The 12,215-nt window shown below is 52.2% G+C and carries 12 protein-coding genes; 5 read left to right on the forward strand and 7 right to left on the reverse strand.

The window, feature by feature from the left end; genetic code table 11:
* The 4 genes from DW349_RS14670 to DW349_RS14685 all read right to left on the reverse strand — a co-directional run bounded on the left by DW349_RS14670 (position 1) and on the right by DW349_RS14685 (position 5,692).
* Positions 1-4,176: a hypothetical protein gene (locus tag DW349_RS14670; protein ID WP_108123942.1), complete on the reverse strand. Its 4,176-nt coding sequence runs from the start codon at positions 4,174-4,176 to the stop codon at positions 1-3.
* Position 4,177: 1 nt separating this feature from the next.
* Positions 4,178-4,717: a hypothetical protein gene (locus tag DW349_RS14675; protein WP_108123943.1), complete on the reverse strand. Its 540-nt coding sequence runs from the start codon at positions 4,715-4,717 to the stop codon at positions 4,178-4,180.
* Positions 4,704-5,408: a hypothetical protein gene (locus tag DW349_RS14680; protein WP_157954207.1), complete on the reverse strand. Its 705-nt coding sequence runs from the start codon at positions 5,406-5,408 to the stop codon at positions 4,704-4,706. Before DW349_RS14680 ends, DW349_RS14675 begins: the two co-directional genes overlap by 14 nt.
* A gap of 68 nt (positions 5,409-5,476) precedes the next feature.
* On the reverse strand, positions 5,477-5,692 hold the full coding sequence (locus tag DW349_RS14685; RefSeq protein ID WP_108123945.1) for a helix-turn-helix domain-containing protein: 216 nt from the start codon (positions 5,690-5,692) through the stop codon (positions 5,477-5,479).
* 454 nt (positions 5,693-6,146) lie between these two features.
* Here DW349_RS14685 and DW349_RS14690 point away from each other — a divergent pair, with 454 nt between their 5' ends.
* From DW349_RS14690 to DW349_RS14705, 4 genes are all read left to right on the forward strand, one after another.
* Positions 6,147-6,488, forward strand: a complete 342-nt coding sequence (locus DW349_RS14690; RefSeq protein ID WP_108123946.1) for a hypothetical protein — start codon at positions 6,147-6,149, stop codon at positions 6,486-6,488.
* A gap of 94 nt (positions 6,489-6,582) precedes the next feature.
* Entirely contained in the window at positions 6,583-7,077 is a 495-nt protein-coding gene (gene radC / locus DW349_RS14695; protein ID WP_108123947.1) for a RadC family protein, read from the forward strand.
* Between the two features lie 122 nt (positions 7,078-7,199).
* A complete protein-coding gene (locus tag DW349_RS14700; protein WP_108123948.1) occupies positions 7,200-8,168 on the forward strand; it encodes a DUF932 domain-containing protein in 969 nt (322 codons plus the stop codon).
* Between the two features lie 291 nt (positions 8,169-8,459).
* Positions 8,460-9,641 carry a hypothetical protein gene (locus tag DW349_RS14705; protein ID WP_108123949.1) on the forward strand — a complete coding sequence of 394 codons (1,182 nt, stop codon included), beginning with the start codon at positions 8,460-8,462 and terminating at the stop codon, positions 9,639-9,641.
* A gap of 45 nt (positions 9,642-9,686) precedes the next feature.
* Here the strand turns inward: DW349_RS14705 and DW349_RS14710 are convergent, their stop codons facing one another.
* The 3 genes from DW349_RS14710 to DW349_RS17420 form a co-directional block, all read right to left on the reverse strand.
* Complete coding sequence (locus DW349_RS14710; protein WP_157954208.1) at positions 9,687-10,340, reverse strand: hypothetical protein; 654 nt, start codon at positions 10,338-10,340, stop codon at positions 9,687-9,689.
* Between the two features lie 27 nt (positions 10,341-10,367).
* Positions 10,368-10,838, reverse strand: a complete 471-nt coding sequence (locus DW349_RS17415; RefSeq protein WP_157954209.1) for a hypothetical protein — start codon at positions 10,836-10,838, stop codon at positions 10,368-10,370.
* A gap of 108 nt (positions 10,839-10,946) precedes the next feature.
* Complete coding sequence (locus DW349_RS17420; protein WP_157954210.1) at positions 10,947-11,198, reverse strand: hypothetical protein; 252 nt, start codon at positions 11,196-11,198, stop codon at positions 10,947-10,949.
* Between the two features lie 361 nt (positions 11,199-11,559).
* Here DW349_RS17420 and DW349_RS14720 point away from each other — a divergent pair, with 361 nt between their 5' ends.
* Positions 11,560-12,201: a hypothetical protein gene (locus DW349_RS14720; RefSeq protein ID WP_157954211.1), complete on the forward strand. Its 642-nt coding sequence runs from the start codon at positions 11,560-11,562 to the stop codon at positions 12,199-12,201.
* The last annotated feature ends 14 nt before the right edge of the window (positions 12,202-12,215 follow it).

The raw sequence follows: 12,215 nt of genomic DNA on the forward strand, positions 1-12,215 counted from the left end.
TTACTCCACCTTCCAAGGCTGTTCTTCGTCCGTATCGTTCTTTTTCAGCAGCTCATCCAGTGCGCCCTGTACATACTGTTCAAACTCCCGCCGCCCGCCCTTGAAGAAGCCAAGCAGGCGCGGCTTGAGTTGGTCCAACAGATCGTCGACATTCACCTTCACCGCTTCCGCCTCGGCCAGGGCGTCCGCCAGGTGTTGGCGCATGGTGGCGTCTTGCAGCGCATCGAGGGCGCTTTGCTCTGCGGGATCGCTGAGCAACCCCAGCAAAGGATTTGCGGCGGGCGTGTCACTTACGTAATCCCGGAGCTCGGCTTCGCAGCCCCGCACATGATCCAGGTATTCCTTGATGCCGCGCTCGACCAATTCCAGGAAATGGTCCGGCTTGAGTTCCAGGCGCTTGCCGGGTTTATAGCCACAGGTGGAACACACCCAGCCGTGGGACAGGTCGTTCTTCACGTCATCCAGGCTCTGCTCGCATACCTGCTGCACGCCAACCTGGGTCAACAGATTGGTCAGTTGGGCTTCGATAAAGGTCGGACTGAAATGGGCGCTGAGCCCTGCCACCCGTGAGAGGTCCTTCAGCACCTGATAGCTTGGGCTGCCGAGCACGGCATCACGGAGGGCTTTCAGATCGTTGTGCAGGCCCGCGTGTTCACTCAGGTACTGGTTGAGATAGAGCTCGTGCAGATCCTTCCATTCGGCGGTAATACGGCTCATTTCCCCGGACGCGCCAGCGGATTTGACGTAGGTCTCGATGCTGTCGAGTAGCTCCTGGCATGGCTTTTCAATGGTGGGCGGGACGCCCAGTGTTTTGAGTTCGCGCAGTTTGCCGGTGAGACTCGCCAACTCGGAAATGCGATCCAGAAAATCGCGGGCTTCCCGCACGCGGTGGGCGAATTCTTCAACGCAGGTGTAACGATTGGCCGCCTCAATATCATCGTCCTCGGCAAGCCCCAGCATGTCGCGCAGGGCTCCTCTCACCGAGGCATAACAGGCAACCCGGCTTTCTCTTCCATCCTCGGGCAGCGCAAAGATGTCGGCCCATTCGGAAATAGGGTCGGGAACCGAGGCTCCGGGCCAGGTTTGCAATGCCTGTTCGGCCTGGCGGAATTCGTGCCGGGCACGGGTTTCCGCCTCCTTCAAGAGGTCAAGGAGGCGCTCGGCGGCTGCCAGGCTGTAACCGGTGCCTTCTTTCCAAAGGCCAAGAGCGTGAAGCGACTCGGTCAGGTCGTGCCACAGGGTTTCATCCGGACGCGTCCCGGGACGGAGTTCATCCAGCTCCTCAAGCCAGTCAACCGGACTGCCAATGGTGCGATCATCCTGGGAGACCGTCTTGCCGTGAATGGTGAAGCCGCTGATCTCCCCGGTGCTGATGAGCAGCGTGATCAGGATATCCACCCAGGTGTCGGTCAATCCCAGGTCCGTGGTTTTCAGCCGTTTGCGGGTTTCCGCAATGTTGGTGGCAGGCGGGATTGCCTTGCGGATATTGTCCCGAATCCGCTCCTTCGCCTTTTTGAAGGCTTCCACGCTGCTGGCGGCCAATGTAACCGAGACCTCCCCGGGCACACCGGTGTTGAGCAAACCAAGCGGCGCAAGGTGCTTTTCAAGATCAGCCTTGGCAGTCCCATCTCCGTCGGTCACGCGGCCTTTCCAGATGGCTTCGAGGATGCGTTTGCGCATCTGATTGCTCAAGTCCGCGCTAAAGGAATAGGCCTCCCGGAAATCCGGATGAAAGTAGAAGACCTTTGCTAAAGCCTTGGTGGCGACCTTTTCCAGGAGCCGTTCCAGAGAGCGTTCACTCTGCGGGATGCTGTGGTAGAGGGAGAGCAGTTCTGCGGGCTCACAGAGGATTTCCCAGGCCTGGTCCTTGGTATTCCACTGACGGATTTCGCCGTTCACAAAGGATTCGAGTAAAATCTCCGTGGCCTTGCGGGCGGGCTGGGCCGATTTGGTTCCGGCGGGAAGGTCAATCCATTCGCCCAGCAGCTCCAGCTTGCGCCGGACGGATTGCGAAGCACCGCCCGCGTTAACCTGGGACTGGTAGTCACCAAAGAGCTTGACCAAAGCCATGCTACGCTTGAGCTCATTGATATCCTGGGCTGGTAATGTGGCCGGTAGCCATACGAGGGTCCGTCCGTTGCCATGACGGACTGCATCCATCTCGACATCGAGCGGCGAGGCTGACGGGTAGAGCACGGCCAGGTGCAGTGCCTTGGTGGCGGGCACGTCCTTAACAAAGCCGATGACTGCGTGGTCGTTGGTGAGCGCCGTTACCGGTTCAAGCCGATAGTCCAGGGAGCGGCGGGTTCGCTGCCAATCCACATCCACCTGGGTCGAGAAACCATGTTGTGGTGGCACAGTGCCGCCCAGCGGACTGCCCGGGAAGCGGAGGAACAGTTCAAGATGGGAGCGGTAGGCGCTCTCAAGCTGAATATCCGGTGCGAAGCCATTCTTGACCCGCTCGACTTCAACCAACAGCTCTTCGCGTTCGCCCCCGTCACCTTCAACGGAGAGGAAAAAGCTCAGATTATCCCCGCTGCCTTTCTGACGTAGGGGCGGAAATGTTTGGGCAATCTTTTCCAGGATTCGGGCCGTTTCCTGATCGCTTCCAGCGGGGTCACTTTCCTTGCCGGGCCATCGCAGCAAGAGCGCGTCATTCAGCTTGGAAACGGTGAGTTCTTCCTTGACCATGGAGAGGACGATCAATGCTTTGATCAGGCGTTCGCTCGCTACCTTGGCGGCAGCCTGATCGGCGTCCGACCAGCGTTTATAAGGCGCGCGGGACAGGACCTCGTCCCTGGCCGTGCCACAGAATCGCTCGAACATCCCGTAATACTTGGCCATCTCCGGGTCGTCCTGGATGATCTTGTTACGCAGATCTTCGTAGTCGAACACGTCATCGAGCACCGCGATACGTTTCCAGTCGCTGGTATCCTGCAGACGTCTTTCAATGAATTCCTGGACAAATCCCAGTGCGCCACGGGATCTGCCGCCCCGGTTGGTGATCGCGGTGAGGCAGTACAGCCCGAAGGGATGCATCGGATAAACGTCGGCAAAGTGTTTTGCCTCGTCGGTGATGGGTTCGCGTTCGCGGAAGTACCGTTTCAGGAAGTCAGTAAAGGCTCCCCGGAAATGCGGCTGAATTTCAGCCTTGAAGGCATCAGCGAGCTTATGAACGCATTTGGAATTTTCACGAAACAGCCGGTGATTGTAGATGCGATGAAATTGCGTGACCGGGATGTTGATGGACTGGAAGCGGCCGGATTGCCCGGAAAGCTTGCCCATCAGCTCTGTATCGTAATTGCGCCCGGCTTGGCGAGCGATGGCCTGAATTTCCTCCTGGACCGCGCCAAAAATCCATAACGGCTGATCCCCGGCCAGTCCAGCTTCGGCCAGTTGTCCAAGGAAAGCAGTGCCCCGGTTGAAGTGTTCGTCGCTCTGGATCAGGTGAAGATACAACTCGTCAATAAAGACCAGGACGCCTTCATAGCCGCGTTCTTTGGCGATCTCGACCAACTTCTTGACCTTTTCCGTGACGGTGGTGCGGTCCTGGACGAGTTGAATGTTCAGGGCGGCAACAGCCTGCTCAATGATGGTCTTCTGATATTCCTTGTCATAGGAGCGAAGCTGATCGACGGAGAGACTCCGGTTGTCACGAATCCAGTTCTCGACATCGCTGCGGGTGCCGCTGGCGGTGTGATTGAAAAAGGTATCCAGATAGGCGTCGGTGTTGGACAGAGTCGCCGTTACTGGCGGCGAGAGGTGGCGCAAATGGTCAGTAACCGAGTTCCAGAAAGCCTGCTCGAGTGTCTCGTCAGGCACTTCAATGGCGGTAAAGTTGATCGTGAGGAATTTTCGTGGTGCGAGCGCATCCATGCCCCATTCGGGCTTGGTATCGAGGAACTGTTTGCGCAGCGTCGGTTCGGTCAGAATGGCGGATAGCCATGCCATGAAGATAGTCTTACCGGAACCGTATAGACCGGTGATGAAGAAGCCGCGACCTTGCTTACGGTGAATTCGGTCCAGGATAATTCGGGCCGACTCCTCAACCTCGGGCAGCATGACGAAGCTTTCGAAAATCCGCGTCCGGCTGGCCGAATCGTGAGTCGACTCGTTGAAGTTTTCCACCCAGCTACTGGCGGGCGTGAAATCAAACATATCCTTCATGAGTGGCATATCAGGCCTCCAGTTCCACAATTGGTTGATCTCCGCGAGTCAGGGTGTACTGCCCGCAGCGGCAAAGCTGACCAGCCATTCGTCCTGTCAGCACCAGTAAAATTCTTCTTTTTCCAACGGCATCGTTGTACCAGGTAGTCATGGGGTCCATGCCGAGCGCGAAAACCAGTTCCAGGTGATCGAGAATGGTCAGTCCCTCTGGTAATAGCTGTTCGGCAACAAGGTCGTGTACCACCTTCCGAAGTCTGTTTCCGTAGCGTTTAAGATCCGCCGAGACGGTCGTAGCATTGAAATCGAACACCTCGGCAAACATGGGATCTTTTGCCAGCAGGTCGAGAACGATGTCATTCACGCTCACATATCGGACCTGTCCAAAATCGCCCAGCGATGCCATGTGTTCCGCAAGCCATGTTTTTCCGGAACCTTGACCGCCAATCAGACAGCAAAGAGTCCGTCCGCCAGCGTGGCTTTCGCCGACCAAACCTATAAGCTCATTGAGCGCCTTGGCCTGAGCTGGAGTCGTTTTGTTATCTCCAGGCATCGACAAACTCCTCCAGCGATTGATGAATCAGTTGAACTTGGTCCGTGCTTCCGTGCCGGTGATATTCACAGTGCCCCTTGGTTGCAAGTTTGTTGACTCCGGCAATCAGCAAGGCGCGGTTGCACATGAAGATGGGGGCGATGGTTCCTTCGTTGATGACCGTGGCTGTTGATGGTGCCCGCCAACCATTTTTTGATGCGTCGTAATAGAGCGCGTAGCCCAATACTGCCTCGGTTGGGCAGTAGGTCGTCACCGAGTAATTGGATTTCGAAAGCTTCAGGCGTCCTGCCTTAACGAGGATCGACCGCACTCGATCTCGAGTTGACTGAGGCATGCGCTCGTATTTACGTTCCAGGAGCTGGTCGAGATGATAGCGAGAGAAAACGGCCTCGCCGGTATTCAGGAAGCTGTCTGTAACCAAAAGTGAAAGGGTTTCAAAAAGAATCGGGGTAGTTATGCATAGCTGGAAAAACACCAGATCCTGAACCGCTTCATCATTGCTGCGGATCTTTCGAAACATCTTCAGGAACGAAGTGTTTTTGATCGAGTTGTTCTCGATTTCCAGGAAGCGATATTTCATGTGTTGCCACAGCTTTTCCTTGTTGGACTCGGACTTCTGAGGCCAATGTTGGATACAGGAGCCACGCACAGCTTGCGCTTCATTGCTCTCCAATGCGGCGTCGAGCAACATTAGAGTTTCTTCTAGAAGGAATCCGTATCCGATGGTTGAATACTGCTGACTCATTGGAACCGCCGTAGTCATTTATTACTCATAGATTTTTCTTTGCCTTTTTCAGCTGCGCCACCAGCTTCAACCCAAGCATCAACCTGCGCTTTTTTGAATTTCCAGAAACGACCTACTTTATGAGCGGGCATGGCATGTTTGTCGATCCAGCGGTACACGGTGTCATTGCTGACACCCAAGTAGGTGCCTATTTCGTCTACGGATAGCCAGCGATCTTCCATTTCGGTCATATTTTTGTTTCCTATGCACGATGTTACGCCTAGCTTTGGTGGCTTGGTCAGTAAGTGGAACAACCCCAAAAATGCATGAATGGGTCGAGATATACAGCTTAAATCTACATTTTAACGGGTTTTAAGCTGCATAGTGCCGCATAATTAGGCATAAATCATTTGTAAAATAACAGAAAGTGGGTGCTTTAAGTCTGACTGGTATCGATGAAGTGTCGACCTGCGCGCTTGCACATTTGTTTCGAGTGGAGGTGACCTTAAAGATGACAGCTGAGTTGGAGCTGCATCGGCTGTGACCAGTCAAAGACATAGGGAAATACCAAATTAGAGCAAACAACATCCTTGCCTAGTTTGGTGATTTCTACCCACTTCGATCCAACCAATTTTCACCCACATATCACCTCCCTGACATCCGGAACTCAAACTTTTATTCCGGCCCCACCTTCAGGAGGTACCCATGATCGTCCAATGCCCCAGTTGCCGCTCTGCCCGAGTGGTAGTGCTCCATCATGGCCGCAAAGTTTGCGGTTCCATCGGTACCGTAGCCGGTGTTGCCAGTGGCATTGCTGCTGCAGCTGGCGGTGCACGCATCGGTATGGCCGTTGGTGTTGTTGCCGGCCCTGCAGGTTCTGTTCTTGGGGGTGTGTCCGGCGCCATTCTCGGTGGTTTGGTTGGTGGCGTGGCTGGTGGTCAAGCCGGTGCGGCGCTGGGCGACCGCCTGGATGAAAGCCTGCTCGATAACCTGCGCTGCCTAGCATGCGATCACCGCTTTAGCCTGGGTGACCACACGCCCGCTTGATTTCATTGCTGTTCCCCGTCATTCCCCTTTAGAGCCCGCCTTTGTGCGGGTTCTTTTTTTCGTATTCCGCCTATCCAATACCAAGGAGTCTGTTATGGACCTGCCTGCCTTCGTTAAAAACGAACAAGGCCTGTACCACGTACAGGGCTGTGTTAAACCGGAACAGATCGTCAGTACCGCCGCCAGCATTTTGCTGGAAGACCTGACTCAGCAAGAGAGGCTGACCCAGCCAACCGATGCCGTGCGCTTTATGCAACTGGCGTTAGCCGCTGAGCCGAATGAGCATTTCGCGACGTTGTTCTTGAGCAGTAAGCATCGGGTGCTGCACTTCGAGCGACTGTTCAGCGGCACCGTGGATTGTGCAGCGGTCTATCCCCGCGTGGTGGTGCAGAAGGCGCTGGCCTGTAATGCGGCTGCGGTGATTTTCGCGCACAACCATCCATCAGGGTGTTGTGAGCCATCGCAGGCGGATCGGAACATCACGCGCCAACTGAAAGATGCGCTGGCGTTAATCGATGTGCGAGTGCTGGACCATCTGGTGGTGTCCCGCTCGGAATGGGTCAGCCTGGCCGAGCGCGGCTGGGTGTAATTACCTGGTACATCAGCAACTGCACTACTTCTCCTCCAAGTCTGATTTGCACTCCCCCTCATTGAACTTAATCACCTGCTCGTTCGGGTAATCCCTTATTGTCGATAAAAAGGAGTCGCCTTATGGCACATCACGACGAAAGCATGGCCTATGTGGGCCGCACACCCTGGCACGGTTTGGGTAACCAACTGGACAGCCAACAACCCCTGCACGTTTGGATGAAAGCTGCTGGCATGGACTGGGACATCCGCGAGACCCCAGTCCGCTTCATCAGCCAGGAATCCGGCAGCCTGGGGCAGATCCGCACCTTTGACGATCAGAAGGTATTGTTCCGCTCCGATACCCAAGCGCCACTGTCTGTGGTCAGTGACCGCTTCAAGGTGGTTCAGCCGCGTGAGATCCTGGAGTTCTATCGCGACCTGACTGAACGCTCCGGCTTCGAGCTGGAAACCGCCGGCGTGCTCAAAGGCGGTCGCAAGCTCTGGGCACTGGCGCGGACCGGTCAAAGTGGCACCTTGGCCGGGCAGGACCAAACCAACGGCTACTTGCTGCTCGCCACTGCCTGCGATGGCACCCTCGCCACCACGGCTCAGTTCACCAGCATTCGGGTAGTGTGTAACAACACCCTGGCAGTAGCAGTAAATGGCGCGGGTCATGCTGTGAAGGTCCGTCACAACACCACCTTCGATGCTCAAGCGGTCAAACAGCAACTGGGCATCTCGGTGTCTGCGTGGGACGACTTCATGTATCGACTGAAATCGCTCAGTGAACGACGCATCACACGCAAGACCGCTGAGAAAGTACTCGGCTCTGTATTTACGGATACGGCCTACAACCTCGGCAGCAAACCGGTTCGTCCCAACGAATATGCCATCAAGAAAGCGTTAGCACTGTACAGTGGGGACGGTCGAGGGGCTGAGTTACCGTCCGCCAAGAGCACTGCCTATGGCCTGCTCAATGCGGTGACCGAGTACGTCGACCATCAACGCCGGGCGCGCAGTACGGACAATCGGTTGGACTCGGCGTGGTTTGGGAAGGGTGCGCAGATCAAACAGCGGGCTTTGGAGCAGACGTTGGCGCTGATTGCTTAAGTGAAAATGAGTTGCCCTTTGGGGTTTGTATTGCGAAACAAGTGCATAGGCTCCACTGGTATTACGCAATGGAGCTTATTTTTTGTTGTCGGAGGCCGTTTTGATGCTGGTTCGTAGGGCGTTTATCCATTCTAAACTGTGGCTTGGGCCACTCCGTTGGATATCGAACCTAACTTAAGAGGACAGATGTGACACCAAAGCGGACAGATATGCCACCAAGCGAGTTATGTTCATTAGGTATCAGCCGATAGATAAGGTCTGAACTATATTCGATAAGGGAGGCGCCCAAGGATGATGGAAAACTATTATGGAGTGTTTACCAATCAATCGGCAGTCACCAGGCTTGCTGAGGTCCAGCAGTACACTGTGGATGAGTCGTCTACACAAGCTAGGTCTACTACATCGCACAGCAATGATCTCATTGAACGAATATCTAAGGCGCAAAATGTCTCAGAAAGCGTAATCCTATCTATATCTACCCAGCAACCGAATTCCAATGGGAGCGTTGTTGAATTACCACCCAAGGAACCTAAGTCCTATTTTCCTGAGGATGGGGTGATCGTTTTAACCGATACTCCCGACTTGTCTGAGCACTCGGACATTAATAAGCGCATCACCATGGTTGATGCAAAAGTTGATGATCAAGGGGTTTCAGAAACAGGCCTATCTGAAATGGCTGATACGTTGAAACAAAAAGACATCCAGCTCAGCGGCATTCTCAGTGCTGCAGGTATATTTAACGAAGGGGTATCTAGCGCCGAAATTAAAACAAAGGTCGAAGTTGGAGACTTCGCTGGCTCTATTTCTGTCTTTGGACCAGAGGGCGAAGCCGTTTACAAGTGGGAACCCTCTGGTTCATTAGATCGAAGCAAAGAGTCAACAACGACGTCCTTGTCGATTGAAACAAACTCGGGGAAAAGGATCGATATTGGAATAGTTGTCAGTGATGAAACCAATATTCGGATTAATAAAGGTGTCAGTCGATCATTGGAAGTGACATACGAATCCAGTGAACCTTTGTCCAAGGCCGAAGCAGAAGAGTTAGAAACCATTCTAAAAGATGTAGACTCAATGCTCACATCCTTCAATCATGATTTGTCGGTAACGCAAGATAATATTGATACTTTGACTGAATCTCTTATGGGTGAAAGCGAACAATTTAGATCGTTAAACCTATCTTTCTCATTCTCGGCTGGAAACACATTTAGAGAAACTACAATCGCTGTTGCTGATGGAGAGGTTAGTCAAAATGTCAAAGAAGAAGGTATGGGAATACATTACTCAGCAAACATGTTTGAAGCTCGATATACCCAAAACTATTTAGGGTTTGTCCAGGGGGCAAGTCTTGAATATTACGCAGACCATGAGCTCCAATGGAATGAGTATGACAGTGTTTATATTGCCGGTATTGTCGATAAGGCAACCTCTCCTGTAGTGGATAGTACAGACTATTTTGATACGTTTTTTGAGTGAGGGGTTTAGCGAAAGGGGTGAATATCTCACCCCTTTCTTAAAAGGCTATTCGTAAGTAAATGGGTTTAAGATACGCATAACTGGATTATCATCGTCCGGAATTGTTCTTACCTGACAGAGATTAAAAAAGTACTCGTTTTCAGTACTAAGTACTTTTTCGCCATTAATAGTATCTGCGCGAACGTGATAACGCTCCCTATCAAAAGTGAACAGCAAGTCAGGATCTAAACCTGATACTTCTTCAATATGGGTGAAATATCCTTTGCACTCAGGCAAGGGAACAAGGATATCGAAAAACCCATCGTGGTCTGCTCGCACTATTTTTTCATGATATACGCTGCCAATGCCATCTTCGGCAGTTGTATAGTCAAATATGAATTGCATCATCCTCGCAGGCTCGCCGTTCTGAAGTTTTAGCTGGCCAAAGAATCTAACATAATTGCCTACCACACCGCCTTTAATAGGATACCCATCTACATAATAGCCAGTAATGGTTTGATTTAGGTAATTTTGGCCAGTTAAGGTCTGACTGTTCACGATATGGCCGACCATTTGACCTATTTTCAAACCACGGTCATCGTAAACTGTAATGGTGTACGGATTACTGGAATTTAGCACACCCGTTGATAAGACCAGGAACTTGATCTCGTCGCCGGGCGTTGCAGTATGTGTATATCTGCCGCTACCAGTAACTTGCAACCATGGACCACCGTCATAGAGGGAAACCTATAGTGCGTGGAAATTGGTGTTTTGTGAAATGTCAAAGACCAGTTTTGTTCCAACAGCTGTGTATGTATAAAAATCGCTGTCGAGTACTGAATCGATGTTTCCAACAACTGATTCTGCGTACGTTAATTCTGTCGCAAGTGATAGTCCATCGTTGACCTCATAATCATCAAAGTCCGGTATCGACCGGAAAATGAAGCTTAGCGGGCTACCATCACTCAGGGCTGCATCTATTAGCAAGTAATAGTGGCCTGCATCCGATATGAAGGATACTCGTTCATTAGCGTTGCCTGCGGCACTAGATGAAAAATACGTAGGGAATGTGTACGGGTTGCTTGGATCATCTTGAGCAACTGTAATATTGTGATTATTACCGACCGCTTGACCATCTAGAAATGCATCAATCCGCACCGGATTATCAGTCACTGCGAAGTAATAACAAAGTGAGGTACCCGTAGCTGTCCCACTCAAAGTGTACTTCGTTTCTAGATTAAGTTCTGTACAGATAGGCGTGTATGAAGGGTCGAAAGTGAATTGACTAATATTGCTTTCAGAGCTTGAAAATCGTGCTTCTTCCTCTTAGATGCCAATTAATGGCGATGGAATTCCAGTTAGCTCAATGACTTCGCTCGTTGATGGCGAAATGCTTGGAGGCGATAGCTCTTGTTGTGCCCCATCAGCATTTAAGTTTTCAAAGGAAATTAAGTTGTCTGCGCTGGTTGAATTATCGGGTGTGAGTTCATTTGAGCTGTTAGTTATGTCTTTTGCAAATGCAGATATTGAAATTGAAATGAGTAAGGTTATGCCAATACTAGAAATTGCCTTTTTCATGTTGATCTCCTTTTTGAACGGCGATCAACAAATACAGATGGATTGAGTGTCGGTCAATCTCTGAGGTGTCGTTGCTGTCCGTACTTTTTGTATGCCAGAGTTGGCGCTCATTTGGAGCAGGCAGTATTAGAGCTTTTGCCCGGTTACAGTGGTAAAAATTTTCCCCGCATGAATGATACTTTCATTCTCTAGAAGCACATTTGGGCCAGGCACTATCCAGTCTTAATCCGAGATACTTTCACCTACATATTACCTAATTGATCGTTAAGCCTTCGGCTTAGCCACGATCCTAACCTTTGTTTCACACCTCTAAGCCCGACCCGCCTGTGCCGGTCGGGCTTTTTTATGTCTGGAGAATGCCATGACCGATTCTCATCACGACCGTTCGTCATCTTTGCTTCAAACAACAGATGGCACATCGGGTTCCAATTCAATCACCCCACCGCCTTTGCCCTGGGCCGTCGCCGCCGTCTGGGGCTCCTTCTTACACGAAGGGCTGATGCTGACCAGCAACAACGTCGAACGCACCTTGCTGCTGCTTGATCGTTGGGGCGACACCACCCTGGCATTGGTACAAGTCGTCTGTGAGTACTTGCCCACGCTCTGGGATGAGGTGCAGCCGTATTACTCGTCACTGTCGGGTGTTTCGGGCGTGTTCGAGTACGAGGTGGTGTCTCAGTTGGGTGAGCAGATCGCGACTCACTTGATGGACACCGGCAAGCTGCCCTCGCAGGAAGAGTTTGAGTTGATGACCAAAGTTAAGCCACCACCGTCCGCCAGCTTGCGAACCTTGGCGCCGCCTTTGGCGTTCTTGACCTCAGTAGCTGAGAGTTTGTTGAGCTGTCCGGCCATGGTTACCTCATTGCGGGTAACGGGATCGCTGATTGAGCGATTACCCTCGATGTTACCCACAAGAATTCGTAGATACCAGTGGACCCCCATGGATCGAACAAGCACAAAAAAGCCCCTGTTACGGGGCTTTTGGAGGTTTCGTAGACGTTAGTGGATCTACTGAAA

It is taken from the genome of Saccharospirillum mangrovi (assembly GCF_003367315.1).
Classification (GTDB): Bacteria; Pseudomonadota; Gammaproteobacteria; order Pseudomonadales; family Natronospirillaceae; genus Saccharospirillum; species Saccharospirillum mangrovi.

What these genes read in the sequence shown, in the direction of transcription:
- radC (WP_108123947.1), top strand. Translation starts at nt 6,583, where the DNA reads ATGGACCTGCCTGCCTTCGTTAAAAACGAACAAGGCCTGTACCACGTA.
- DW349_RS14690 (WP_108123946.1), top strand. Translation starts at nt 6,147, where the DNA reads ATGATCGTCCAATGCCCCAGTTGCCGCTCTGCCCGAGTGGTAGTGCTC.
- DW349_RS14670 (WP_108123942.1), bottom strand. Translation starts at nt 4,176, where the DNA reads ATGCCACTCATGAAGGATATGTTTGATTTCACGCCCGCCAGTAGCTGG.
- DW349_RS14700 (WP_108123948.1), top strand. Translation starts at nt 7,200, where the DNA reads ATGGCACATCACGACGAAAGCATGGCCTATGTGGGCCGCACACCCTGG.
- DW349_RS14680 (WP_157954207.1), bottom strand. Translation starts at nt 5,408, where the DNA reads ATGTTGCTCGACGCCGCATTGGAGAGCAATGAAGCGCAAGCTGTGCGT.
- DW349_RS17420 (WP_157954210.1), bottom strand. Translation starts at nt 11,198, where the DNA reads ATGAAAAAGGCAATTTCTAGTATTGGCATAACCTTACTCATTTCAATT.
- DW349_RS14705 (WP_108123949.1), top strand. Translation starts at nt 8,460, where the DNA reads ATGATGGAAAACTATTATGGAGTGTTTACCAATCAATCGGCAGTCACC.
- DW349_RS14720 (WP_157954211.1), top strand. Translation starts at nt 11,560, where the DNA reads ATGACCGATTCTCATCACGACCGTTCGTCATCTTTGCTTCAAACAACA.
- DW349_RS14675 (WP_108123943.1), bottom strand. Translation starts at nt 4,717, where the DNA reads ATGCCTGGAGATAACAAAACGACTCCAGCTCAGGCCAAGGCGCTCAAT.
- DW349_RS14685 (WP_108123945.1), bottom strand. Translation starts at nt 5,692, where the DNA reads ATGACCGAAATGGAAGATCGCTGGCTATCCGTAGACGAAATAGGCACC.